At 73.1% G+C, this 23,728-nt stretch carries 20 protein-coding genes; 12 read left to right on the top strand and 8 right to left on the bottom strand.

Annotated features, from left to right (window positions below; all coding sequences use genetic code 11):
- The first annotated feature begins 79 nt into the window (after positions 1-79).
- The 3 genes from ACWEQG_RS03635 (at position 80) to ACWEQG_RS03645 (ending at position 3,084) form a co-directional block, all read left to right on the top strand.
- Positions 80-1,021 (top strand): ROK family glucokinase, encoded by a 942-nt coding sequence (locus ACWEQG_RS03635; protein WP_452281416.1) that lies wholly within the window; start codon positions 80-82, stop codon positions 1,019-1,021.
- 4 nt (positions 1,022-1,025) lie between these two features.
- On the top strand, positions 1,026-1,754 hold the full coding sequence (locus tag ACWEQG_RS03640; protein WP_452281418.1) for an endonuclease/exonuclease/phosphatase family protein: 729 nt from the start codon (positions 1,026-1,028) through the stop codon (positions 1,752-1,754).
- Positions 1,755-1,884: 130 nt separating this feature from the next.
- A complete protein-coding gene (locus tag ACWEQG_RS03645) occupies positions 1,885-3,084 on the top strand; it encodes a hypothetical protein (RefSeq protein WP_452281420.1) in 1,200 nt (399 codons plus the stop codon).
- Between the two features lie 15 nt (positions 3,085-3,099).
- On the opposite strand, the gene ACWEQG_RS03650 is transcribed toward ACWEQG_RS03645, so the two are convergent.
- Positions 3,100-3,618, bottom strand: coding sequence for a hypothetical protein (locus ACWEQG_RS03650; protein WP_363469394.1), 519 nt, complete (start codon positions 3,616-3,618; stop codon positions 3,100-3,102).
- A gap of 12 nt (positions 3,619-3,630) precedes the next feature.
- On the bottom strand, positions 3,631-4,395 hold the full coding sequence (locus ACWEQG_RS03655; protein ID WP_452281422.1) for an alpha/beta hydrolase: 765 nt from the start codon (positions 4,393-4,395) through the stop codon (positions 3,631-3,633).
- Positions 4,396-4,514: 119 nt separating this feature from the next.
- Here ACWEQG_RS03655 and ACWEQG_RS03660 point away from each other — a divergent pair, with 119 nt between their 5' ends.
- On the top strand, positions 4,515-5,213 hold the full coding sequence (locus ACWEQG_RS03660) for a lysophospholipid acyltransferase family protein (protein WP_346225689.1): 699 nt from the start codon (positions 4,515-4,517) through the stop codon (positions 5,211-5,213).
- A 279-nt stretch (positions 5,214-5,492) separates the two neighbouring features.
- Positions 5,493-7,031, top strand: coding sequence for an MDR family MFS transporter (locus tag ACWEQG_RS03665; protein ID WP_452281424.1), 1,539 nt, complete (start codon positions 5,493-5,495; stop codon positions 7,029-7,031).
- 141 nt (positions 7,032-7,172) lie between these two features.
- Here ACWEQG_RS03665 and mmuM read toward each other — a convergent pair whose 3' ends face one another.
- The 3 genes from mmuM to ACWEQG_RS03680 all read right to left on the bottom strand — a co-directional run bounded on the left by mmuM (position 7,173) and on the right by ACWEQG_RS03680 (position 12,326).
- Entirely contained in the window at positions 7,173-8,027 is an 855-nt protein-coding gene (gene mmuM, locus ACWEQG_RS03670) for a homocysteine S-methyltransferase (RefSeq protein WP_452281425.1), read from the bottom strand.
- A 539-nt stretch (positions 8,028-8,566) separates the two neighbouring features.
- The gene (locus ACWEQG_RS03675; RefSeq protein WP_452281427.1) at positions 8,567-11,212 is read right to left on the bottom strand and encodes a VIT domain-containing protein; all 2,646 of its coding nucleotides are present in this window, start codon (positions 11,210-11,212) and stop codon (positions 8,567-8,569) included.
- Between the two features lie 4 nt (positions 11,213-11,216).
- Positions 11,217-12,326, bottom strand: coding sequence for a MerR family transcriptional regulator (locus tag ACWEQG_RS03680; protein WP_452281429.1), 1,110 nt, complete (start codon positions 12,324-12,326; stop codon positions 11,217-11,219).
- 371 nt (positions 12,327-12,697) lie between these two features.
- On the opposite strand from ACWEQG_RS03680, the gene ACWEQG_RS03685 reads away from it, so the two are divergent.
- On the top strand, positions 12,698-13,828 hold the full coding sequence (locus ACWEQG_RS03685) for an alkaline phosphatase PhoX (protein WP_452281431.1): 1,131 nt from the start codon (positions 12,698-12,700) through the stop codon (positions 13,826-13,828).
- A 184-nt stretch (positions 13,829-14,012) separates the two neighbouring features.
- Here ACWEQG_RS03685 and ACWEQG_RS03690 read toward each other — a convergent pair whose 3' ends face one another.
- Together ACWEQG_RS03690 and ACWEQG_RS03695 are read right to left on the bottom strand one after the other, a co-directional pair.
- Positions 14,013-14,780 (bottom strand): trypsin-like peptidase domain-containing protein, encoded by a 768-nt coding sequence (locus ACWEQG_RS03690; protein ID WP_452281433.1) that lies wholly within the window; start codon positions 14,778-14,780, stop codon positions 14,013-14,015.
- 30 nt (positions 14,781-14,810) lie between these two features.
- Positions 14,811-15,719: a bifunctional helix-turn-helix transcriptional regulator/GNAT family N-acetyltransferase gene (locus tag ACWEQG_RS03695; protein WP_452281435.1), complete on the bottom strand. Its 909-nt coding sequence runs from the start codon at positions 15,717-15,719 to the stop codon at positions 14,811-14,813.
- A 261-nt stretch (positions 15,720-15,980) separates the two neighbouring features.
- Here ACWEQG_RS03695 and ACWEQG_RS03700 point away from each other — a divergent pair, with 261 nt between their 5' ends.
- The 4 genes from ACWEQG_RS03700 (at position 15,981) to thiI (ending at position 20,575) form a co-directional block, all read left to right on the top strand.
- Positions 15,981-17,006, top strand: a complete 1,026-nt coding sequence (locus tag ACWEQG_RS03700; protein WP_452281437.1) for a 6-phosphofructokinase — start codon at positions 15,981-15,983, stop codon at positions 17,004-17,006.
- A gap of 288 nt (positions 17,007-17,294) precedes the next feature.
- Positions 17,295-18,557: a MacS family sensor histidine kinase gene (gene macS, locus ACWEQG_RS03705; protein WP_452281439.1), complete on the top strand. Its 1,263-nt coding sequence runs from the start codon at positions 17,295-17,297 to the stop codon at positions 18,555-18,557.
- A gap of 29 nt (positions 18,558-18,586) precedes the next feature.
- Positions 18,587-19,243 carry a response regulator transcription factor gene (locus tag ACWEQG_RS03710; protein ID WP_363470610.1) on the top strand — a complete coding sequence of 219 codons (657 nt, stop codon included), beginning with the start codon at positions 18,587-18,589 and terminating at the stop codon, positions 19,241-19,243.
- Between the two features lie 135 nt (positions 19,244-19,378).
- A complete protein-coding gene (gene thiI, locus ACWEQG_RS03715; protein ID WP_452281441.1) occupies positions 19,379-20,575 on the top strand; it encodes a tRNA uracil 4-sulfurtransferase ThiI in 1,197 nt (398 codons plus the stop codon).
- A gap of 54 nt (positions 20,576-20,629) precedes the next feature.
- Here thiI and aroF read toward each other — a convergent pair whose 3' ends face one another.
- Positions 20,630-21,670 (bottom strand): 3-deoxy-7-phosphoheptulonate synthase, encoded by a 1,041-nt coding sequence (gene aroF, locus ACWEQG_RS03720; protein ID WP_363470583.1) that lies wholly within the window; start codon positions 21,668-21,670, stop codon positions 20,630-20,632.
- Between the two features lie 248 nt (positions 21,671-21,918).
- Between aroF and ACWEQG_RS03725 the strand changes: the two genes are divergently transcribed.
- Together ACWEQG_RS03725 and ACWEQG_RS03730 are read left to right on the top strand one after the other, a co-directional pair.
- Positions 21,919-22,539, top strand: a complete 621-nt coding sequence (locus ACWEQG_RS03725; RefSeq protein ID WP_363470586.1) for a molybdopterin-dependent oxidoreductase — start codon at positions 21,919-21,921, stop codon at positions 22,537-22,539.
- A gap of 27 nt (positions 22,540-22,566) precedes the next feature.
- Positions 22,567-23,709, top strand: a complete 1,143-nt coding sequence (locus ACWEQG_RS03730) for a sensor histidine kinase (RefSeq protein ID WP_363470589.1) — start codon at positions 22,567-22,569, stop codon at positions 23,707-23,709.
- Positions 23,710-23,728 lie beyond the last annotated feature (19 nt).

The raw sequence follows: 23,728 nt of genomic DNA on the forward strand, positions 1-23,728 counted from the left end.
TTGCCACAACCCGGCTTGATCGGCTTCAATCGGCGCGGCGTCGCTCGCGAGTGAGCGGTTCGGGCGGAAGGAAGACAGCATGGCGCTGACCATCGGCGTGGACGTGGGCGGTACCAAGATCGCGTACGGGGTCGTCGGGGACGACGGCGCCATCATCGAGCGCGGCCTGCGGCACAGCCCGGCGGGCAGCCCCGAGAAGATGGCGCTCACGATCGCCGACGCGGTGACCGAGCTCGCCACGCGGCACGAGGTCGAGGCGGTCGGCATCGGCGCGGCGGGCTTCGTCGACGAGACCCGGTCGGTCATCCGCTTCGCCCCCAACCTCGCCTGGCGTGAGGAGCCGCTGCGCGAGAAGGTGGGCGAGCTGGTCGGTCTGCCGGTCGTCGTCGAGAACGACGCCAACGCCATGGCCTGGGGCGAGTACCGCTTCGGCGCGGGCCGGGGCGAGAGCCACGTGGTGTGCGTGACCGTGGGCACGGGCATCGGCGGCGGCATCGTGCTGGGCGGGCAGCTCTACCGCGGGCGGTGGGGGATGGGCGCCGAGCTCGGCCACATGCAGGCGGTGCCCGGCGGCCGTGCCTGCGGCTGCGGCAACAGCGGCTGCTGGGAGCGGTACGCCAGCGGCAGCTCGCTGCTGATGGAGGCCAAGGAGAACGCGCAGGCCGATCCCGAGGGCGCCGAGCACCTGCTGCGGCTCGGCGGCTCGGTCGAGGGCATCCAGGGCGAGCACGTGACCGAGGCGGCGCGCCGCGGCGACCGGGCGGCGCTGGCCGCCTTCGAGTCGCTCGCCGGGTGGCTCGCCCAGGGCCTGGCCGACATGGCCGCGGTCCTCGACCCCGGCTGCTTCATCATCGGCGGCGGCGTCTCCGGCGCGGCGGACCTGTTCGTCGACCGGGTGCGCGAGGAGTTCGCCGCGCGGCTCACCGGCCGCGGCCACCGCCCGCTCGCCGAGATCAGGGTGGCCGAGATGGGCCCGTCGGCCGGGCTGGTGGGAGCCGGCGACCTCGCCAGGCTCCGCTGACGGCGTGCTACGGGTCGCGACCTACAACGTCCGGGGGCTCAGGGACGACCGCGGGGCGCTGGTCCGGGTGATCCGCGCCCTGCGGCCCGACGTGCTGTGTCTGCAGGAGGCGCCGCGCCTGCCGGGCTGGCGGCGGCAGCGGCGGGCGCTGGCCCGCGCCGCCGGCCTGTCCGTGGCCGCCGGAGGCCGGGTGGGCGGGACCGCCGTCCTCACCGCCCCGGCCGTACGGCTCCTGCGCGGACGCGGGCACCGCCTGCGGTGGTTCGCCGGGCTCGAATGGCGCTCCGTCGCGCTCGCCGTGGTGGAGAAGGACCGCGAGAGATACGCCGTGTGCTCGGCCCACCTCGACCTCATGGCGGGGGCGCGCCTGAGCCAAGCGGCCCAGATCGTGCCGCTCCTGGAAGGCGCCGCCCGGGAGTTCGGGGCCGCGCCGGTGCTCGCCGGCGACCTCAACGAGACTCCCGAGGCCCCCGTCTGGCGCCTTCTGGGCGGCCGCTACACCGACTGCTTCGCCGCCGCGGGCGGCCCGGCGGGGTGGGGGGACGACGGTAGGGCGGGTGCGACGTTCCCGGCCCGCGATCCCCGCGTGCGGATCGACGCGATCTTCGCGGGCCCGGGCCTGAGCATCGTGTCGTGCGGCGGCGCGGACGCCCCGCCCGGCGACCTGGCCGCGGCGAGCGACCACCGGCCGGTCGTCGCCGAGCTCGTGCCGACGCCGTCCGCCGGGGCCTGACGCCGGGCCTGACGTTGGGGTCTGGCGGCGGGGCCGGGAGACGCGCCTCCCCTCCGGCGCACCCCGCCGCCGGTGATCGGATTCGCCGGCTGTGTGACGGGGAGTGCCCGGTCACCCGTACGATCGTTTCATGACCCGCCGCCTCATACGGCGTGCGGTGCCGTTGTGTGTGCTGTCCGCCGGCCTGGTGGCCGGGCTCCTCCCGCGCGCCACACCGGTCGCGCACGCGTACACAGGGATCGTCCGCGCACAGGCGGAGCGCGGCCCGTCGGGGGACGAGCTCGCCCAGGACGCCGGCTCCTCCACGGGACGGCTCCAGGCCGACGGCTCGCTGTCCGACGTCGCCGGCCTGTCGGCCAGGGACATCTGGGCCGTGGGCCAGCAGAACGCCTGGGACTTCTGGCGCAACCAGGGCGTCATCACCCACTGGGACGGCTCCTCCTGGAACGAGGTGCCGATCCGGGGTGACGCCACCGGCGCCGGTCACCTGCGGTCGGTCGCCGCCGCCTCCGCCACCGAGGTCTGGACGGTCGGCGACGGCCACGACGGCCTGCCGTACGTGGCGAAGGGCACCCGCGACGGGTTCGACCGCGTCGGCGTGCCGCAACTGCGCACGGGGGACTGGCTCGGCGGGGTCGCCGCCTCCTCCGGCCGGGTGGTCGCGGTCGGCAGCCGGGACGGCAGGGCGTTCCTGCTGAGCAGCGGCGGCGCGGCCAAGGGCGCGACCTGGAAGACCGGTCAGGGCCCCGAGGGCGCGATGTACGGCGTGGCGCTCGCGGGCCGGTCGGACGGCTGGGCGGTGGGCGACTCCGGCTCCGGGCCCCTGGCCATGCGCCTGACCGCGGCCGGGTGGAAACAGACCGGCCTGCCGGAGATCAAGGGCGGATTCCTGCGGGACGTGTACGCCGCCGGCCGCAAGCACGCGATCGCGGTCGGGGGCGTCTACCAGGGCGACGGCGGCATCTCCCCGCTGGTCCTCCAGTGGGACGGCAGGCACTGGAAGCGGGTGACGCCGCCGGAGCGGCGCGCCGAGCTGTACGCCGTCACCGGCGACGGCGACGGCGTGTTCTGGATCTCCGGGTACGACCCGGGGCACGAGGCGGAGGGCTTCCTGCTGCGGTACGACGGATCGCGCTGGACCACGCTGCGCGGCCAGGCGGCCACCGAGGACCGCCGGGTGCGGCTGCAGGCGGTCGCGCACGTCGGCGACCTCACCATGGCCGTCGGCCACATGCTGGACGGCAAGGGCCGCTACACCGACCTCGTCGAACGTTTCGGCCCGCCTCCCGCCGGTGACACCGCCTTGAAGGCGGCCCCGCCGGCCGAGTGAGGACGCGCGCCCGCGTCAGACGACCGCGCCGTCGTCCCACCCGGAGTCGGCGGGCGGGCCGTCGCCCATGCGTACGACGAGGATGACGAACCCCGCGATGAACGCCGACACCGCGGCGAACACGATCCACCCGTCCATGGGCCAGTCCAGCAGCGCGGCCAGGAGCAGGTAGGCGGGGCCGCCGAACAGCGCCAGCCAGGAGAGCCGGCTCAGCGCGTCCCCCGGAGGAAGAGGCGGCGGGGGCGGCGGGACGTAGTGGTCGTCGTCGCCGGCGGGGGCGGGAGCACGGCCCTCGCCCGGCTCGTCACCGGAGCCCGTGTCGTCGGGCCCCGTGTCGTGGGGACCCGTGTTGTCGGCAACTGGGCCGCCGGGGAACCTGTCGCCGGGGGCGCCGTCGGCGGTGTTCGCGCCGGTCTCCTCGGTGACGTTCTCGCGGTCAGGCCATGGCTGTTCCGCCGAGGAGTCCTCGGCTGTCTCGTTGAACGAGGCGACGATCTGGCGCCAGACCTCGTCCTCGTCACTTTGCGGCGTCACGTCGATCCCGGGTCACAAGTCCTTGGTCAAGGGTACCGAGGCGTGGGAGCGGATGAACTCCAGACTCCCTTCGAAGATCACAGGCGCGTCGTTGTCGAGAGTGGCGACGTGGTAGCTGTCCGCCAGCTCTCTGACCTCCAGATTGTTTCCCATCCTCGCCTGCAGGAACGCGACGCTCCCCGGCTTTACCACATGGTCGTCCCGGCTGTGGAACACCAGCACCGGCTGGGTCACCTTGGCGATGTCGGACTGGACGAGCCGCCACAGCCGGGGCAGCGTGGCGGCGGCCCGGACGGGCGTCCGCGCGTAGCCGAGCTCGCTCGCGCCCTCCTTCTTGATGTCACCCGCCACCCCCGGGATCGAGCGTACGACGTGCTTGAGCACCGGGGCCAGCCGCAGCAGCGGCACGTCGTTGACCACGGACGGGTTCACCACGACGGCGCCCGTGACGGCGTCTCCGTGGACCTCGGCCAGGCGCAGCGCCATGCAGCCGCCGAGGGACAGGCCCATCACGAACGCCTGCGCGCACCGGCCGCGCAGGTCGGCGAACGCCTTGTCCAGCTCGGCGTACCAGTCCTCCCAGCGGGTGCGGCTCATCTCCTGCCACGTCGTGCCGTGGCCGGGCAGGCGGGGCAGGGACACCGTCAGTCCCGCCCGGGCCAGATGCTCACCCCACGGCCTCAGGGATTGCGGCGAGCCCGTGAATCCGTGGCAGAGCAGGACGCCGATCTCACCGCCCTCGTGGTGGTACGGCTCCGCACCCGGCAGCACTGGCATGGGAGACCTCCGCGAAACGGTGGCGTGTTCCGCCCGATACTCCCACGTTGGTCAGCGTTAGTGCGAGAGGGCTGGGCGTGCGAAGATGACTGCACATCTGAGCCGAGGGGGGTGCCCGAGTGTTCTACTGGGTGGTCAAGGCCATCATCTGGCCGATCCTCCGCTTCGTGTTCCGCCCCTGGGCAGAAGGGGTGGAGAACGTGCCTAAGGAGGGTCCGGTCATTCTGGCCGGCAACCACCTGTCGTTCGCCGACCACTTCTTCGGGGCCGGATTCCTGCCGCGCAAGGTCATCTCATTGGGCAAGGCCGAGTACTTCACCGGCCGCGGGGTGAAGGGGCTGGTGAGCCGAGCCTTCTTCTCCGGCGTCGGCACCGTGCCCATCGACCGCTCCGGCGGCAAGGCGAGCGAGGCGGCGCTCCGCACCGGCCTGCGCATCCTCAAGGAGAACCAGGTGCTCGGCATCTACCCGGAGGGCACCCGCTCGCCCGACGGGCGTCTCTACAAGGGGAAGACCGGCGTGGCGCGGCTCGCCCTGGAGTCCCGCGCACCGGTGATCCCGTGGGCGATGGTCAACACGTTCGAGATGATGCCCCCCGGCCGCCCGATTCCCAAGTTCGGCATCCGCCCCGGCGTCCGGTACGGCAAGCCGCTCGATTTCTCCCGCTACTACGGCATGGAAAACGACCGCCTGGTGCTGCGCGCGGTCACCGACGAAATCATGTACGCGCTGATGGAGCTGTCGGGCCAGGAGTACGTCGACAAGTACGCCGCGGCGGCCAAGACGGAAATGACCAGGGCAGCTCGCGAGAATTCCTAATACTTCCGGACCGGACGGGTAACGTGGCGTTGTCCGCCGCGCACGTAAAGACACGTCGTTCGGATCGGAAGGCGTACAGCATGCCAGCACGCAGGAACCGCACATGGGCCCCGCCCGGCGCCGCGACGCGCCCGTGCACGCCTCTTGGAAGACGCCGGATTCCCGGCACCGGCGAGTGCGCCGCATGAGCGAGCGATTCGGCGGGCGCAGCGCGTTCCGGCCGGCTCACCTGCGCGCCTCCGGCGCGACGCGGCCCGAGCCGTGGGGGGAGGGGGCGGCATGAGTGTCCGGGAGGAACGGCAGGCCGCTCCCGGATACCTGCCGCACCGCCAGATCCTGGTCGTGCTCTCCGGGGTGGCCGCCGGGATGCTGCTGGCCGCCCTCGACCAGAGCATCGTCGGCACGGCCCTGCCGCGCATCGTCAGCGAACTCGGCGGCCTCGACAAGTTGTCGTGGGTGGTCACCGCCTATCTGCTCACCTCGACCGCGGCGACCCCGCTGTGGGGCAAGATCTCCGACCTGTACGGCCGGCGGATCATCTTCCAGACCGCCATCGGCATCTTCCTGCTCGGCTCGGTGCTGGCCGGGCTGAGCCAGGACATCGGCCAGCTCATCGGGTTCAGGGCCGTCCAGGGCCTGGGCGGCGGCGGTCTGATGGCACTGGCGTTCAGCATCATCGGCGACGTCATCCCGCCGCGTGAGCGCGGCCGCTACCAGGGCTACTTCGGCGCCGTCTGGGGCACCTCCAGTGTCGCCGGGCCGCTGCTCGGCGGTTTCTTCACCGACGGGCCCGGCTGGCGGTGGATCTTCTGGATCAACCTGCCGATCGGGCTGATCTCGCTCGTCGTGACCTCCATGGCGCTGCGGATCCCCTTCACGCGCCGCAGCCACCGCATCGACTACCTCGGCGCGGCGCTGATCGTGGCCGGCGTGTCGTGCTTCCTGCTCTACCTCGACTGGGCGGGGGGCGAGTTCGGCTGGACCGCGCCCGGCTCGCTGGCCATGCTCAGCGGGTTCGTGGCGTTCGCGGCTCTGTTCGTGTTCGTCGAACTCCGGGCGGCCGAGCCGATCCTGCCGATGCGGCTGTTCCGCAACAAGATCTTCAGCGTCGGCAACAGCTTCGGCTTCCTGTCGGGCCTGGCGATGTTCGGCGGCATGATCTTCCTGCCGGTCTATCTCCAGGCGGTCCAGGGCATGTCGCCGACCGTGTCGGGCCTTGCGCTGCTGCCGGCGGTCTTCGGCATCTTCTCCACGTCGATCGTCTCCGGGCAGATGATGAGCCGCACGGGCCGATACAAGATCTTCCCGATCCTGGGCGGGGCGGTCCTCCTGGTGGCCATGTGGCTGCTGTCCACGATCAAGGTGGACACGCCGTACTGGCAGGTGGCGGTCTACGCGTACCTCTTCGGCGCCGGGCTCGGATTCACCATGCAGACGATCGTCACGGCGATCCAGAACGCCGTGGCCCACGGCGACATGGGCGTGGCCACGAGCTCGGCGACGTTCTTCCGCATGATGGGCGCCGCCATCGGCACGGCGATCATGGGTGCCGTGCTCACCAACCGGCTCGCCCATCACCTGGCCGCGGAGTTCGGCGGCAGGATGCCGCCGGGGCGCGTGGACGCCAACAACGTGCAGGCGATCCAGCGGCTGCCGCAACCGGTCAAGGACCACGTGCTGGTCGCGTTCACCGGCGCGATCGACGACGTGTTCCTCGCCAGCCTGCCCTTCGTCGCCCTCGCGCTGATCGTGGCACTGTTCCTCAAGGAGATCCCGCTCGCCTCGCGGAGCACCGAGGGCCCGGCCGCCATGGGCTGACCGCCGTCCGCCGGCGCGGCTGCCCGATCCGGACGGGCTCGCGGCAGCCGCGCTCGAGCGGGGTGTCCCCAGCCGGAGTGCCTTCAGGCGGGGTGTGCTCAGGCGGGGTGTGCTCAGGCGCGGTGGGTCGGCGGAGCGCGTTCAGCGGAGGTGTGCGCGGATCTCGCGGATGTGGGCCGGGGTGGTGCGGCAGCAGCCGCCCACGTAGCGGGCGCCGAGCGCGGCCCACCCGGCCGCCGCCCTGCCGAACTCGACGGGATCGGCGAGGCCCAGCCAGCGCCGGTTCGCGGCGTCCCAGGTCTCGCCGGAGTTCGGGTAGACGATCGACGCTCCGTGCTTGATCAGCTCGGGTACGAACCGCGGCGCGGTGCAGTTCACGCCCACGGCGACCACCTGGGGGAGGTCCGCGAAGACCGCCGCGCACTCCTCGAACGGCGTTCCGTCGCTGACGTGCTCGCCGTCCCGGCAGGAGAAGGTGACCCACGCCCGTACGGACGGCGTCTCGCGCAAGAGCCTCGCGAGCGCCCGTGCCTCGGCACGTGAGGGGATCGTCTCGCACGCGAGCAGGTCGGCCCCGGCCTCGGCGAGGAGCTCGAACCGTTCCCGGTGCCAGCGGGCCAGGCCGTCCTCGTCCAGGTCGTAGTCACCGGTGTACTCCGCGCCGTTGGCCAGGTAGGCGCCGTACGGCCCCACGCTCGCGGCGACAGATCCCTGCCCGGCCTCGTCCCTCGCCTGCACGGCGAGCCGCACCGACAGCCGGATGAGATCGCGGGCCTCCCGGGGCGTGAGACCGTGCCGCACGAACCCGGGGACGCTCGCCTGGTAGCTCGCCGTGGTGGCGACGCCGGCCCCGGCCAGGAAGTAGTCGAGATGCGCCTGACGGATGACGCCGGGGTCGTCGGCGAGCAGCCGTGCCGACCACAGGTCGTCGCTCAGGTCACAGCCGAGTGTCTCCAGGTGTGTGGCGAGACCGCCGTCAATGACGATTGGGTTCATATCGGGCAACACTACGTGTTCGGGCAGGCGACGGCCTGCCCGAGCCGGGTGACGGCCGCCGATTACCAGCGCTCACGATCCCCTGCGCATGCTCTCGTCGTCGAAACGCCCGGACTGGCACGCCGGGAGGCGCTCTCGCAGGTGCCGGGCCGGGGTGCCGGGTCGCGCTCGCCCGCCTTCCGCGCCAGCAGTCGCCGGTCGGGGGCGAGGCCGCGGACCGGCGAGGAACCGATCGGCGGCCTCGTGCGTTGGCGGCACATGGGGCTCAAAGGGCTCGTCAAACGGTTGCTGCACCGCCGGTCTCCCGTCCCCGCAGGTGGACGCGACGACCGGCCCGAGACGGGAGGGGTGAGGGAGCCGCGGCGTCCCGCGCCCACCCCGCCGTCCGACGTCATCCGCCTACCCGAACCTTCCTGAGGGCTGCGCCCAGGGCGAACCCGAACCGATGCGGCCGGGACCGGCTTCCCCGCCGGTGTCCCGGCCGCACCGTATTCTTCCCCTCGGTCTCTTCCCGCCGGGTCATCCCACCGGGCGCCGTCTCACGATCGCTTCCAGAAGGGACGCCGGCCTTCCTTCGCGCCGGAAGCGGAGCCGGGAGGCGCGGAATCCGGGGATACGGAGCCCGGGGGCGTGGACCCGGTGCCGATGGTCAGAGCGGTCAGCAGGTCGGCCGCCCGCCGCCAGAGGTCGCCGAGGGAGACCTCGGCCCACTCGGCCCTTTCCAGGTCGTCGGCGAGCGCGGCGAGATCCGCGTGACCGCCCGCCATCTGGACGACGACGCGCAGCCGGCTGGCGAGATCCGCGAGATAGCGCCGCCGTTCCCGCTCGGGGAGCGACTCCGCCTGGCGTAGTTTCGCGAGCTCTTCCGACAGCAGGGGCCGGATCCCCTCGAAGTCCGTGACCGGTGCCCTTCCCTCGCCGGGATGCGGGAGGAACGCGCCGGGGGAGAACCCGCGCGAGCCGCCGGCGGAGAACCCGCGCGGCGCCCGGCGCGGCGGTGCGGGTGCGGCGGCGTAAGGCGGGGCGGGAGGCGCACCAGGCGGCGGGGCCGCCGCGACGGGCCGGTCCGCCACCGAGCCGGGGGCGGTCTCCGGTCCGGCCGTGAAGGCGGCCATCCTCGCCATCATCGGCGCGCCCGCGGCCATCATCGGCATCGCGGTCGGCATTTCCCAGCCGCTCGGGGGTTCGACCGGCTGGATCACGCGATGCTCCGGGCCGCCCTCGCCGGTGACGTGGGTGTCGACGGCCACAAAGGCGGTGAAGCGGCACAGCACGCCGAAACGCAGCGACGTGTCGACGATCCGCTGTTCGAGGGAGTGGTCACCCGTGGCGTACCGGTCTTCCAGGGCGCGCAGATGGGCCCGCGCCCACACGGCCCGGGCGGCAGGGTCGTGGGCGCGGTGGCCCTCGATCCGCTCCTCCCAGGGGCGGCCGTCGGCGGTGCGGCCGTGCACGGTGAGGGCTCCGGCGGGCCGCCGTCCCCGGTAACGCCCGCTCACCACCAGTGGAACGCCCGGGTAGAGGGAACCGGCATGCGTGACGGTGTCCGGCACGAGATCCATGCCCTCCGCCCGCACCGTGACGTCCGTCACCAGCGGCGAGCCGATGCGGCGGTGGATGTGCTCCATCGCCGCGTCGAGCCGGTCCTCCGACTCGACCAGTTCGCACCGGCCCGAGCCGAGCAGGGCCAGCCGCCCGAGGAATCCCGCGTTCACCGCCCGGTCGATGCCCACGGTGTGCACACGGATGCCGTGCAGCCCGGCGCCGACGCGTTCGAGGATCTCGTCCTCGTTGCCCACCTGGCCGTCGGTCACCAGGACGAGCACCCGATCGCGCGCCGGCCCGCCGGACCGGCCGGATTCGCCGGGCCGCTCGTCCTCGCGGGGCCGGCCGTGGTCGCCCGAGCCCGGGCCGCTGGCCTGTCCGGGAGCGGGCGAGCCGCGCCCGTCGAGCAGCCGCAGCGCCTCCTCCAGGGGCGCGAGCATCTCGGTGCCCCCGCGGGCGTCGAGCCTCGACAGGTGCTCGACGGCGCGGTACCGGTTGCGGTCGCTCGCGTCCACCAGGCCGCCGGAGAAGGCGCGCTCCACCACGGAGTCGAACGAGAGCACCGCGAACCGGTCGTGCCTGGTCAGCGTGTCGACGATCCGCGCCGCGGCGCGCCGTGCGGCCACCATCTTCCAGCCCGTCATGCTGCCGGAGCGGTCGAGCAGCAGGACGACGTCCCGGGGCGCGCTCCGGGTGGCGTCCTGCGGCGGCAGCAGGGTCAGCACGAAGGTCCCGAGGGCGTCCGCCGCGTCCGCCGCGGGTCCCCGCTCGCCGCCGGTCGTGCCTTCGCCGGCCGGACCGGCGTCCGTGGCGTTGTCCAGGGCGTCGTCCGTGCCGTCGGGGACGAGCGCGAGCGACGAGGAGGCGTCGAACGCCAGACGCAGGATGAAGTCGCGGTCGAGCCGCTCGCCGGGCCGCACCCTGATCGTGTCGCCCTCCCGGTCGATCTCGTGCAGGCTGGAGCGGACCTCCCGCAGGCCGAGACCGGCGGGGTCGATCGTCGTCGTGAGCGAGAGCCGTACCGGATAGGGGAAGCCGGGAAGCAGGACGGGCGGCGTGATCCGGGAGGCGTCGGGCACGGAGCCGGTGTCGGGAGACACGCCGTCGCCGGCCGCGGGTCCGGGCAGCGGAGCTCCGGGAATGTAGCGGGGCGCCACGACCAGCGGGAAGCGGAACTCCGCGGCGCCGTCCTCGAACGGGAGGGGCTGGCTCAGCGTGAGACGGACGACCACCCGCTCTCCGGGAACGATGTTGCCGACCCTGATCGTGAACACGTCGGGCCGGTCTTCCTCGGCGATCGCCGCGCGCCTGCCCTCGGCGAGCGCGCGGTCGTAGTCGGCCCGTGCCTGCCCGCGCTCCTTGAGCACACCGTCGATCACCCGGTCGTCGGCCTCCATCCGGAAGGCGGTGACCGCGGCCCGCGGCGGCAGCGGAAAGACGTACGTCGCCTCCAGCGACACGTCGAAGGGGTTGCGGAAGGTCTGGACGACCTCGACGCCGGCCACCAGCCCGGTGAGGTGGGCGGCGACGTCCACGTTCTCCAGCGGAAGGTTGCCCTTCTCGGTCTCCAGCGCGCCGAGCCCGGCGTCCGGCACGGGGCGGCATTCCTCCGGCCGCAGAGGTGTGATGGGAACGGTCATGACGTCATCCCTCCAGCGCGTCGGAAGCGCGTGAATCGAAGGCGGCGGTGTCGTCGGGGAGGTGGAACGGCCCGGCCAGGCCGAGCGTGGCGAGCGCCGTGAGGAGTGGCGCGGCGGCCCGGCGCAGCGCGGCCACCTCGTGTCCGTCCGGCGCCCGGTGAGCCGGATCGAGCAGGACCGTCACCCCGGGTGCGAGCCGTACGCCGTGCACGACGTCCGGGAGCGCGGTGCCTGGAACCACGGTGTCCGGAACCACGGTGTCCGGAACCACGGTGTCCGGGAACACGGTGGCAAGGTGCGTGGCAGCGGGATCCACGGTGCCGGCGTGCGCGGTGCCGGGATCCGTGGCGTCGGTGTGCGCGGTCCTGGGGCCACCGGCGTCTGCGGGAGCGGAGCCGCTGCTGTGTGCGGTGCCGGGATTCCTGGGGTCGGTGCCCCTGGGGCCGGTGCGCCTGGGGTCGGTGTGCCTGGGGTCGGTGTGCGGGGTGCCGGAGTGACCGGAGGCCGTCGTGGCGGCGGACGAGGCCGGGCGTGCCCAGAAGCGGTCGCGCGCCGCGGGCCGTGCGACGTCCGGTGTCGCGGGGACGGTGCCAGGCTCCGGCCGCGTCCCGCACCAGCCGGGCGCCGGTGCCGCGGGCGGGGGAGAGGGCGGGCCCAGCGGCCGGGGCAGCGGCACGGGCGGCGGCTCGGCAGGCGGCACGGGTGGAGACTCGGGCGGCGGTCCGGCGAGCCCGGCGACGCGCTGGAGCATGGCGTCGGTCGCACCCGTCAGCTCCGCCTGGATGGCGGCGATGGACAGGCCGTCCGCCTGACGGCGCTTCACGGCCACTAGCTGGAGCAGGTGGCGGCGGCCGTAGAGAGCCACCCGGCCGCGCCTGCCCAGTGGAGGGTCGAGCAGCCCGATCGTCGTGTACCAGCGGATGAGCCGCTCGTTGGGCACCTCGCGGACCCTGCCGTTGCCACGCTGCTCTGGGCCGTCCGGGCGCTGCTCTGGGCCGTCCGCGCGCTGCTCTGGGCCGTCCGCGCGCTGCTCCTGGCCGTTTACGCGCGGCGCCACGCCGAGCAGGGCCGCCGCCCGCTCCGCCAGCTCGCCGATCGTCCAGGTGTCGCTCATGCCACCACCATGACACTGTCACAATGACACTGTCAACATTGTCTCCCTCATTGCGGTGTCACGGTTCCCGAAGTGTTCGTCTCGGTGAGGCATGCCGCTTCTCGCGCCGTTCACACGAGACGGGTCGACTGGGCGCCGCGACGTGCGGCCGCTCGACACGACGCGGGACCAGCGCACGCGGCACGAAAGGACGCGGCACGAAAGGACGCGGCGCAGGAGGACCGGGACGGAAAGACCCGGTCGGATGCCGCCGGGTGGGTAAGGGGAGCGGAGCGGTCACGCCCCCGGCCCGGGCGACGGCCGCGCGGGAACGAACGGCCCGCCGGGGGCGGACCGGCACGACCAGGGGCAGGTCGAGGAGGCGGTAAGCGGTGCAGGGGACTTCCGTCCGTTCGGCGGAGCTCTCGGTGCTTCCGGGAGCGGTGTGGCGCGCGGCGTTCGCCCATGACGACGGGCGTGAACCGCCCGGGCGTAGCGAGCCGTGCGCACAGGGTGATCCGGGCGGCCCGTCTCCGCCCGAGGTGCTTCGGGCCCTGCCACCGGGCTTCACCTGCCGGGTCGTGGCGCGGTCGGGGGAGCGCGCCGGGGGAGTCGTCTGGCACGCCGCCCCGGACGGCGGCGGGTGCTTCCCCGACGGGGACGGCTGGATATACGTGTCCAACTGCGCGCTGCCGCTGCTCGGCGGCGTTACGGCGCTGCGCTTCGCCCCGGACGGAACCCTGCGCGACGGCTACCGCGTCCTGTCCGGAGCCGACCGCAGCGGGGCCGGCGCCGTCACACCGTGGAACACGTGGCTGTCGGGTGAGCGGACGCCGTACGGACGGGTCTTCGAATGCGACCCGTACGGCCTGCGCGCTCCCAGGCCCCGGCTCGCGATGGGCCTGTTCCGCCATGGCGGTGTGGCCTGCGATCCCGACCGGGGCGTCGTCTACCTCACGGAAAACGAGCCGGACGGATGTCTGTACCGGTTCCGCCCGGACGATCGGGACGACCTGACCACAGGGGTGCTCGATGTGATGATCGGCGCGCCCGGCGAGGAGGCGGTGGCCTGGGAGCGGGTGCCGACCCCGGCCACGGCCCAGGTGCTTTTCGGCGAGCATGTGCCCCTCGCTGGGCACATGCCGCTGCGCGAACAGGTGAAAGGAGCCAGGAGGTTCGCGCGCGGCGGTGACTGCCACTACCGCGACGGCCTGCTGCGGTTCGTCACCGAGGGGGGCGGCCGGGTGTGGGCGTACGACGCCGCCCGCGAGCGTCTGACGCCGGCGCACGACACCGGCGGCCGGTCGGGCGGCGGGGAAGACGGCGAGATCACTCTCGTCGGAGGGGACCGGGCGGTGCCGTTCCTGCGCGTCACGGGCGGCTGGACCGTCGCCGGCCCCTCGATGTCACCGGCCGGCGACAGGCTCTACTTCTCCTGCCGTCCGCCACACGATGCGCGGCCCGCTCCGGCCTCCGTGACCGTCGAGGTCCGCGGGCCCTTCCGGGACCTCGCCGGCGCCTGAGCCGGCCACGGCTCGCGAGGGCCCGGCGCGGACGTCCGGCGGCCCGCCGGCGGTGGGAGACGTGGGTGCGGATCACCCGGATCTCCCGACGGAAAGCAGGCCGCAGGCGGTGGGAGGTGTGGATGTGGATCAGCGGGTCCCCGCTTCCTCGGAGCGGGGCGCCGCTGCCGGCGTTCGAGGGCTGTCAGTCGCAGGGGTCGTGCGGCACGGTGGCGGTGGCCCTCCTGCCGGTCGCGGCGACCGTCTCGAGCTGCGCCGCGGTGAGGGCGTAGCCGACGTCGGCCATGTCCGTGGCCACTGCGAAGATCATCCCCATTACCTGGTCTTCGCCGGCGATGAGCGGAGCGCCCGACATGCCGGGCGTGATGGCCACACCCTGGAGACGGTGGATCCGCAGCGAGACTTTGTCGCGGTTATATATGTCGTAGGACTCGGCGGGCTGGTCCGGCCGCACCCTGGCGGGAAGCGCGACCGGGACGGTGGTGCCCTTGGGATAGCCGACGACCACGGCGCTGGTCCGCTCGTCGCGTGTCAGCCGCAGCGGCCGGGCGGTGAGCCCGGGCACCCGCAGGACGGCGGCGTCGACCTTCGGGTCGAAGGCCACCACCCGTGCCGCGAACCGCCGCCCGTCGTCGAGGACGACTTCCAGGGCGCGGTCCACCCCCGCGACGACATGGGCGTTGAGGAGGACCCTCTCCGGCGCGTAGACGAATCCGGTCCCTTCCAGCCGTTTCCGGCAGGAGGAGGCGACTCCCCGGACCCGCACCACGCTGTGCGCGGCTTCGGACACCGCCGTGGCCTCGGCCGTAGGGGCGGCGGGCAGTGTGAGTTCACGCGCGACCGCGCACCCCGCCGCGCTCCCCGCCATCAAGACCGCCGCGCACATCACGAGAGCGATCGCTCCCGCGCTCTTGCGCGCCGCTCCCGCGCTCCGCCGCGCCGATCCCAGCATGCAGGTCATGGTAGGGGGCGGCCCGGAAGGTCACAGGTCCCTGGCCCATACCTGCTCGTTGACGGGAATCCCGGACTCCTCACCCGGGTACTGCTCCAGCAGTTCGAACCCCGCGGCCTGGTAGATCCGGCGCGCGCTCGCGAGCACGTCGCGGGTCCAGAGCATGATCCGGCGGTAGCCGGCCGCCGCGGCGAAACGCAGGCACTCCTCGACCAGCCGCCCGCCGATGCCCATGCCGCGCGCGGACGGCTCGACCAGCAGCAGGCGCAGCTGGGCCGTCGTGTCGTCCTTGCGCACGCAGAAGACGGACCCCACCGGCTCGCCGCGCACCTCCGCGATCCAGCAGCCCTCCCGCCGGGGGTCGTGGTCCTCGACGTAGTCCGCGACGATCCGCGCGACCAGGGCCTCGAACGCCATGCCCCAGCCGTACTCCTGGCCGTAGAGGGCGCCGTGCCGGTGCACCACCCAGCCGAGGTCGCCCGCCCGCGGCGGCCTGATCACGTACGGCTCGCGCCGCTCGGCCGGCTCGAGCAGGCTCCGTACGGTGGCCATGGCGGACACGAGCCGCCGGCGTTCGGGGTCGGTCAGCTTCGCGAGCAGGGTCTCGATCTCGGTGGCCGAGCGCCGGTCGAGCACGGCGAAGGTCTCGCGGCCCTTGGGCGTGAGCCGTACGACCTGGCGGCGGGCGTCCTCGGCGGACCGCTCGCGGGACACGAGCCCGTCGGTCTCGAACCTGGTCAGGATGCGGCTCAGGTAGCCGGCGTCGAGACCGAGCATGCCCCTGATGCCGGCGGTGTCGGCCGCCTCCCGCGTGCCGAGTTCGAACAGCACCCGCGCCTCGGTCAGGGAGTAGGGAGTGTCGTGCATTCCCGCCCCGAGCACCCCGATCACGGAGGTGTAGAAGCGGTTGAACGCACGCACTTCCGGCACGATGTCCATATGTTCCTTGCCTGTCTCAAGGAAATGCTTGACGGAGTCAAACATAAGGCCGTGGCGGCCCGTTGGGAAGACGCTCTCTCACGACGCGCGGTCTCGCCGTGCGAGACTGAGTTGGTCTGGTCGGCCAGGTGCCGTAGCCTCTTCTTTTGGTCTAGACCATTGTGCGGGGCTGGGGCAGAATGCGGTGCCGTGGAGTGCCGGGGTCTGCGTCGGGCCGGCCACGCCATTCCACGCGTAATCCCAGATGGAGGAAAACCCGTCATGCGTATTGGAGTCCTCACCGGAGGCGGCGACTGCCCCGGCCTGAACGCGGTCATTCGCGGCGTCGTCCGCAAGGGCGTCGGCGTGTACGGGCACGAGTTCGTCGGATTCCGGGACGGCTGGCGTGGCCCTCTGGAGGGCGACACCATGCCGCTCGACATCCAGGCCGTGCGGGGCATCCTGCCGCGCGGCGGCACGATCCTCGGCTCCTCCCGCACGAACCCGATCAAGATCGAGGGCGGCGTCGAGCGGATCAAGGAGAACCTCGCCGCGCAGGGCGTCGACGCGCTCATCGCCATCGGCGGTGAGGACACGCTGGGCGTGGCCAAGCAGCTGTTCGACCGTGACGTGAAGGTCGTCGGCGTGCCCAAGACGATCGACAACGACCTCAACGCCACCGACTACACCTTCGGCTTCGACACCGCGGTCAACATCGCGATGGAGGCCATCGACCGGCTGCACACCACCGCGGAGTCGCACCACCGCGCGCTGATCTGCGAGGTCATGGGCCGCCACGCGGGCTGGATCGCGCTGCACGCCGGCATGGCCGCCGGCGCCAACGTCATCCTCATCCCGGAGAAGCCGTTCGACATCGAGAAGGTCTGCGCCTACGTCGAGTCGCGGTTCAAGACCCGCTACGCGCCGATCATCGTCGTCGCCGAGGGCGCCCACCCGCTCGAGGGCCAGATGGCGCTGCAGGCGGGCGAGCTCGACGCGTTCGGCCACGTGCGCCTCGGCGGCATCGGCGAGGTCCTCGCCAAGGAGATCGAGAAGCGCACCGGCAAGGAGGCCCGCACGACGGTCCTCGGCCACATCCAGCGCGGCGGCACGCCGACCGCCTACGACCGGGTTCTCGCGACCCGCTTCGGCCTCGGCGCGATCGACGCGGTGCACGAGGGCGACTTCGGCAAGATGATCGCGCTGCAGGGCACCGACATCGTGCGCGTCGCCCTCGCCGAGGCGACCGCCGAGCTCAAGACCGTGCCAGCCTCCCGCTACGAAGAGGCCGAGGTCTTCTTCGGCTGATCGGACGCGGGCCCGTCACCACGGCCCGCGCACGATCCCGTACGGCTCCCGCGACGCCCCGCGGGAGCCGTACGCATGCGAGGCCCCCGACGAGGCCCCCGACGACGCCCCGGCCGGGGGCCCCGGACACGGAGACCGCGGGCGCTCTCCGGCGGCCGGCCCGGTCCCTCGCCGCCGCGATCCGCCGGAAGATCGAGGCGTAGGCGCGGCGGTTGCCCGAGTATGTGAGCGGTCCGAGTATGTGAGCGGGAGGGCGCGGCACGCCCTCCCGGCTCGATCATCAGGAGAGTGCGCCACGCGATGGGCATCGAGGGACCGTTCTGGCGGGCGATCGCGGTCTTCCGGCTGGCGTCGCTCGCGTACGCGGCGCTGCTCGTGCTCAGGGCCGGCGGCTACGCCCATCCGGCGGTGACCTGGGCCGTCGTCGGCGTGATGGCCGCCTGGACGGCCGTCACCCTCGTCCTCTATCCGGCCGTGCGGCGCGGGCCGCTGCTGGCGGCCGACCTCCTCGTCACGGTGGGCTGCCTGCTGGCCACGCCGTTCGCGCAGAGCCGCGTCGACGTGCTGGCCGGTGCGATGCCGATCACCGCGACCTGGGTGGCCGGGCCCGTCCTCGCGTACGGGGTGGCCCGGGGACGCCGTGCGGGCGCGCTCGCCGCCGCGGCGGTGTCGGCGGCCGACCTGTGGCTGCGCAGCGCCGGCGGGGTCGACCTCGCCTCGTTCCCGGTGAACGGCGCCGTGCTCATATTCATGGCCGGGGTCGTCGTCGGGCACGTCGCCCGGCTCGCGCGCGAGGCCGAGGAGCGCATGCGGCGTGCCGAAAGGATCGAGGCCGCCGGCCGCGAGCGGGAGCGGCTGGCCCGCGGCATCCACGATTCGGTGCTGCAGGTGCTGGCGCTCGTCCAGCGCAGGGGCGCGGAGATCGGCGGCGAGGCGGCCGAGTTGGGCAGGCTCGCGGGAGAGCAGGAGTCGGCGCTGCGGGCGCTGGTGCAGGCGCCGCCCGTCGCGCGGCCGCCGGGCACCGCCCCGCCGCCCGGACTCCGCGGCCGGTTCCGATCGCCGGCGCGCCCTCGCCGTGCCCCCGCCCGTGAAGGGGACTCCCGCCATGTGACCGACACCACGGCGGAGCCCGAGGCCGACCTCCGCGACCTGCTGCGGCCGTACGGCACGGCGCGCGTGACCGTGTCCGCGCCCGCGACACCGCTGCCGCTGCCGGCCGAGAGCGCGCGGGAGGTGGCGGCGGCCGTCGGCGCGGCCCTCGACAACGTCGTACGGCACTGCCCCGAGGGCGCCCGCGCGTGGATACTCGCGGAGGAGGACGGCGGCGCGGTCGTCGTCACCGTCCGCGACGACGGGCCGGGCATCCCCGAGGGGCGGCTCGAACAGGCCGCGCGCGAGGGGCGCATGGGCGTGGCCCGGTCGATCCGGGGCCGCGTGGCCGACCTCGGCGGCACGGTGACGGTCACCTCGTCGCCGTCGGGGACGGAGATCGAGCTGTCGGTCCCGGCGCGGACGCCGCGACCGGGCGAAGGGGGCGGGAGGCGCTCGTGAACGAAGGCGGACGGCCGCCGGTGCGGGTCATGGTGGTGGACGACCATCCGATGTGGCGGGAGGCGGTCGCCCGCGACCTGACCGAGGCCGGGTACGACGTGGTCGCCGCCACCGGTGAGGGCCGCCAGGCGCTGCGCGTCGCGGCGGCCGTACGGCCGGACGTGGTGGTGCTCGACCTGCGGCTGCCCGACCTGGCGGGCGTGGAGGTGGCCCGGGGCCTCGGCGCGTCGGCGGCTCCGCCGCGTGTGCTCGTCCTGTCGGCCAGCGCCGAGGAGGAGGACGTGCTCGAAGCGGTCAAGGCCGGCGCCTCGGGATATCTGGTGAAGTCGGCGAGCCGGGAGGAGTTCCTGGACGCGGTCCGGCGGACCGCCCAGGGCGACGCCGTCTTCACTCCCGGCCTGGCCGGGCTGGTGCTGGGGGAGTACCGCAGGCTCGCCCACCTGACACCGGACCGGGGCGGGGACGCCGAACGGGACGGGCCCCGGCTGACCGACCGGGAGACCGAGGTGCTGCGCATGGTCGCCAAGGGCCTGACGTATCGGCAGATCGCCGGACGGCTGGTGCTGTCGCATCGCACGGTGCAGAACCACGTGCAGAACACGCTGAGCAAGCTCCAGCTCCACAACCGGGTGGAGCTGGTCCGCTACGCGATCGAGAAGGGCCTGGTCGAACTCGACGGCGGATAATCGGCGTTGTCACGGCGGCGGCATTACAGTGGGGAAGCCCGCATCGCGGTGACGCGTTGTCTTTGGCGTATGTTCCCCCGGCCGTGCCCTCCCCGGTGTGACGGCCGTCCCTGTCCGTCCGGAGGTTTTCCACAGATGACCATGACCGCCCTCGGAGAGCCCTCGGTGCTGCTCAAGTTAGGCGAGGTGGTCCTGAAGGGCCGGAACCGCGAGATCTTCGAGATGCGCCTGCGGGCGAACATCAAGCACGCGCTCAAGGGCCACCGGGTCGACATCCGCCAGCGGCACGGGGTGATCGCCCTGTTCCTGCCCGCGGGAACCGAGGTGGAGGAGGCCGAGACGGTGGCGGCCCGCGTGGCCGACGTGCCCGGGATCGTGCTGGTCCATCTCGCCTGGCGGGTGCCGAAGGACCCGGACACGATCACCAAGGCCGCCATCGAGCTGATCAGGGACAGCGACGAGGTGGCCCGCAAGGCGCGCTTCGCCGTACGGTCGCGGCGGCGCGACAAGCGCTTCCCGCTGCGCTCGAACGAGCTGGACCGCGTGGTCGGCGGGGCGATCAACGACACCTTCGGGCTGCCGGTCGACCTGAGCAACCCGGAGCTCACCGTGCACATCGAGGTGGACAAGGACGAGGCGTTCCTGTTCACCGGGGGCCGGCCGGGCCAGGGCGGCCTGCCCGTCGGCTCCAGCGGCCGGGCGCTGGCGCTGCTGTCCGGCGGGATCGACTCCCCGGTCGCCGCCTACCGCATGATGCGGCGCGGCCTGCGGGTGGACTTCCTGCATTTCTCCGGCATCCCGTTCACCACCTCGGAGTCGATCTACAAGGCGTACGCGCTGGTGCGCAACCTGGACAAGTTCCAGGGCAAGTCGCGGCTGTGGGTGGTGCCGTTCGGCAAGGCGCAGCAGTCGATCAGGAACTCCGGCCAGGACCGGCTCGCGGTGATCGCGCAGCGGCGCCTGATGCTCAAGACGGCCGAGGAGGTCGCCCACCGCATCCACGCCGAGGCGCTGGTCACCGGCGACAGCCTCGGCCAGGTCTCCTCGCAGACCCTGGCCAACATCACGGCCCAGGACCACGCCGTGGACCTGCCGATCCTGCGCCCGCTGATCGGCCTGGACAAGACCGAGATCATGGCCGAGGCCCGCCGGATCGGGACGCTGGAGATCTCCGAGCTGCCCGACGAGGACTGCTGCACGCTGCTGGCGCCGCGGCAGGCCGAGACCCGCGCGAAGATCGAGGATCTCAAGCAGATCGAGAGGCGTCTCGACGCCGAGGACCTCGCCGCCCAGCTGGCCGACTCGATCCAGCCGTACAAGCTCGACGTCTGAGCCGGAGCCCGGGACCGCCGGACGCGGTCCCGGGGCCCCGGCCCGGTGAAACGGTCAGGCCGGAACGAGGGACGCGGCCGTGGTCGCGGTGCGGCCCAGCAGCGGGGGGAAGTCGCGCAGCACGGCCGCGAGGTCGTCCAGGTCGCCGTCGACCAGGGCCTGCGGTCCGTCGCAGAGGGCCTGCTCGGGGTGCGGGTGCACGTCGACGATCAGGCCGTCGGCCCCGGCCGCGATCGCGGCCCGGGACAGCGGCAGCACCAGGTCGCGCCGGCCGCCGGAGTGCGACGGGTCGACGATCACCGGCAGGTGCGACAGCCGCTGCACGATCGGGACCGCCGAGACGTCGAGCGTGTTGCGGGTGGCGGGCTCGTAGGTGCGGATGCCGCGCTCGCACAGCACGATGTCGAGGTTGCCGCGCTGGGCGATGTACTCGGCCGCCATCAGCCACTCCTCGATGGTCGCCGTCATGCCCCGCTTCAGCATGACCGGCTTGCCCGCCGCGCCCACCGCCTGCAGCAGCGCGAAGTTCTGCGCGTTGCGGGTGCCCACCTGCAGCATGTCGGCGTACGACGCCACCAGCGCCACGTCGTGGGCGTCCACGACCTCGGTGACGATCGGCAGCCCGGTCTGCTCGCGCACGTCGGCCAGGATGCGCAGGCCCTCCTCGCCCAGGCCCTGGAAGGCGTACGGCGAGGTGCGCGGCTTGTAGGCGCCGCCGCGCAGCAGCGTCGCGCCCGCCGCCTTGGCCATCAGCGCCGCCTCCAGCGTCTGCCGCGGCGTCTCGACCGCGCACGGGCCCGCGATCAGCGTGACGGTGTCCGGGCCGATCGGCACGCCGCGCACGGTCACCGTGGAGCGTTGCGGATGGTTCTCTCTGCTCACGAGCTTGTACGGCGTGGAGACCCGCACGACCTCCGCGACGCCCGGCATGCCGTGCAGATTCAGTGTGGCGTACTGCTCCACGTCGCCGATGATGCCGACGATCGTGCGGTTCACGCCGCGGCTCGCGAACGCCTCCCCTCCGGCCGCGGCGACGAGGCCGGTGATCGCCTCGATGTCGTCCTGGGTCGCTTCCGGGGTCATGACGATGACCATGGTGACTCCTGTCAGGGTGAACGGTACGGGTCCGGAAAACGACGAAGGCCCCGGGTCCTAGGGACCCGGGGCCTTCGTTCGCCTTGGCTGTCAGCGCAGCGCTTGGAGGCGATCGGTCCTCACGGGTCCGTCGCCATACCAAAACGACCAAGCGGTACGCATGTGACGCAATATAGCGCACGATTCCTTGATCGTGCCGCACTGCGCGTCAGGGGGCCGGTGCGGTCGCCCTCGAGGCGGATGGCAGGATGGCCTGCGTGCCGGAGAAACCTGAGGAGGAGACGCGCCTGCCACCGGGCCAGTACGTCCCACGTGGACAGCCCGTCGTCCACTACGGGAGGGTTCCGGGGTTCCGCCCGGAGACGTGGCGTTTCCAGGTGTTCGGCGCCACGGCCTCGGGCCGGGTCCACGACTTCTCGTGGGAGGAGTTCTCCTCCCTGCCCACGGCGACGGTCGTGGCGGACTTCCACTGCGTCACCAAGTTCTCCGTCATGGGCAACGAGTGGAGCGGCGTTCCCACGTCGGCGCTGCTCGAACGCGTCCCCCCGGCGCCCGGCGTGCGCCACGTCATGGTCTGGGCCGAGTACGGCTACAGCGCCAACCTGCGCCTGTCCGACTTCGACCGCCCGACCACGCTGTTCGCCACGCACCTCGACGAGAACCGGCTGTCCCCCGAGCGTGGCTACCCCGTACGGATCGTGGTGCCCCACCTGTACGCCTGGAAGAGCGTGAAGTGGGTGCGCGCGGTCGAGTACCTGACCGAGGACCGGCGCGGATTCTGGGAGGACCGCGGCTACCACAACGTGGCCGACCCCTGGAAAGAGCAGCGCTACTCATACCAGGAGGACCCGGGCGACGGCCCGCCGTGAGGCCGCCGAGCGGCTACGGTGTCCGGCGTGTCTTCAGCCGTCTGGGTCACGCTGTGCGCGATCTGCGGAGTCTGCGGCGGCGCGCTCGGCCGCGCCCTCGCCCGCCGCGGGCCGTCCCCCGGTGAGCCGCCGGGCGAGGCGACGTTCCTCGCCCTGCGCGTGGCCGGGCTGGCCGCGGGCTCGCTGCGCGCCGGGCTCACCAGGGGCGCCGCCCGCCGGTCCGTACGGCACCTGCGGGCGTTGCTCGGCGCCGACGGCCTCGCCGTCGCCACCGGCGACCGGGTCCTGGCCACGGACGGCACGGGGGTGCCGGCGGACGAGACGGTGCTCGCCGAGGCGCGCGCGGCCATGGCGACCGGCAGGCCGCGCGTCGTCCCCGCCCGGGGGGACGACCGGCACGGCGTGGTGGTCCCCCTGACCGTGGAGGACCGGGTGGTGGGCGCGCTCGCGGCGTACGACGCGGAGGCCGGCGCCGCCCTGCTGCGCACGGCGGCCGAGGTGGGCCGCTGGATGTCCGGCCAGCTCGAACTCGCCGAGCTCGACGCCTCCCGGAGGCGGACGCTGGAGGCGGAGGCGCGGGCCCTGCGGGCGCAGATCTCGCCCCACTTCGTGTACAACTCGCTGACGACGATCGCGTCGTTCGTCCGGACCGAACCCGAACGCGCCCGCGAGCTGCTGCTCGACTTCGCCGACTTCATCCGGTACGCGCTGCGCCGGGCGGCCGACTTCACCTCGCTCGCCGACGAGTTGGGCTGCGTGGACCGCTACCTGCTGCTGGAGCAGGCGAGATTCGGCGACCGGCTGCGCTTCACCGTGCAGGTCGCGCCGGAGGTGCTGAAGGTCGACGTGCCGTTCCTGTGCCTGCAACCCCTGGTGGAGAACGCCATCAAGCACGGCATGCCCGGCGAGGTCCGGGTCGTGATCAGGGACGCGGGGCAGGAAGCGCACATCTGGGTCGAGGACGACGGCGTCGGCATGGACCCCGAGCATCTGCGGGCCGCGCTCGCGGAGGAGAGCACCGGCATCGGGCTGAGCAACGTGGACCTGCGCATGCGCCACCTCTACGGCCAGGACTACGGGCTCAAGGTCGAGACGGCGCCCGGCAAGGGAACCCGCATCCGGCTGCGCATCCCCAAGAGCCGTCCTCGCGCCGTCCCGGCCCGCTCCTGAACCCGCCGCCGCGCGCACA

Source organism: Microbispora sp. NPDC004025 (assembly GCF_053604425.1).

Excerpts from the sequence above, each read along its gene's own strand:
- ACWEQG_RS03725 (WP_363470586.1), top strand. The coding sequence starts at position 21,919 with ATGGCCTGCGTGCCGGAGAAACCTGAGGAGGAGACGCGCCTGCCACCG.
- ACWEQG_RS03695 (WP_452281435.1), bottom strand. The coding sequence starts at position 15,719 with ATGGACATCGTGCCGGAAGTGCGTGCGTTCAACCGCTTCTACACCTCC.
- mmuM (WP_452281425.1), bottom strand. The coding sequence starts at position 8,027 with ATGAACCCAATCGTCATTGACGGCGGTCTCGCCACACACCTGGAGACA.
- ACWEQG_RS03645 (WP_452281420.1), top strand. The coding sequence starts at position 1,885 with ATGACCCGCCGCCTCATACGGCGTGCGGTGCCGTTGTGTGTGCTGTCC.
- ACWEQG_RS03665 (WP_452281424.1), top strand. The coding sequence starts at position 5,493 with ATGAGTGTCCGGGAGGAACGGCAGGCCGCTCCCGGATACCTGCCGCAC.
- ACWEQG_RS03700 (WP_452281437.1), top strand. The coding sequence starts at position 15,981 with ATGCGTATTGGAGTCCTCACCGGAGGCGGCGACTGCCCCGGCCTGAAC.
- ACWEQG_RS03635 (WP_452281416.1), top strand. The coding sequence starts at position 80 with ATGGCGCTGACCATCGGCGTGGACGTGGGCGGTACCAAGATCGCGTAC.
- ACWEQG_RS03690 (WP_452281433.1), bottom strand. The coding sequence starts at position 14,780 with ATGCTGGGATCGGCGCGGCGGAGCGCGGGAGCGGCGCGCAAGAGCGCG.
- ACWEQG_RS03655 (WP_452281422.1), bottom strand. The coding sequence starts at position 4,395 with ATGCCAGTGCTGCCGGGTGCGGAGCCGTACCACCACGAGGGCGGTGAG.
- ACWEQG_RS03675 (WP_452281427.1), bottom strand. The coding sequence starts at position 11,212 with ATGACCGTTCCCATCACACCTCTGCGGCCGGAGGAATGCCGCCCCGTG.
- thiI (WP_452281441.1), top strand. The coding sequence starts at position 19,379 with ATGACCATGACCGCCCTCGGAGAGCCCTCGGTGCTGCTCAAGTTAGGC.
- aroF (WP_363470583.1), bottom strand. The coding sequence starts at position 21,670 with ATGGTCATCGTCATGACCCCGGAAGCGACCCAGGACGACATCGAGGCG.
- ACWEQG_RS03710 (WP_363470610.1), top strand. The coding sequence starts at position 18,587 with ATGGTGGTGGACGACCATCCGATGTGGCGGGAGGCGGTCGCCCGCGAC.
- ACWEQG_RS03680 (WP_452281429.1), bottom strand. The coding sequence starts at position 12,326 with ATGAGCGACACCTGGACGATCGGCGAGCTGGCGGAGCGGGCGGCGGCC.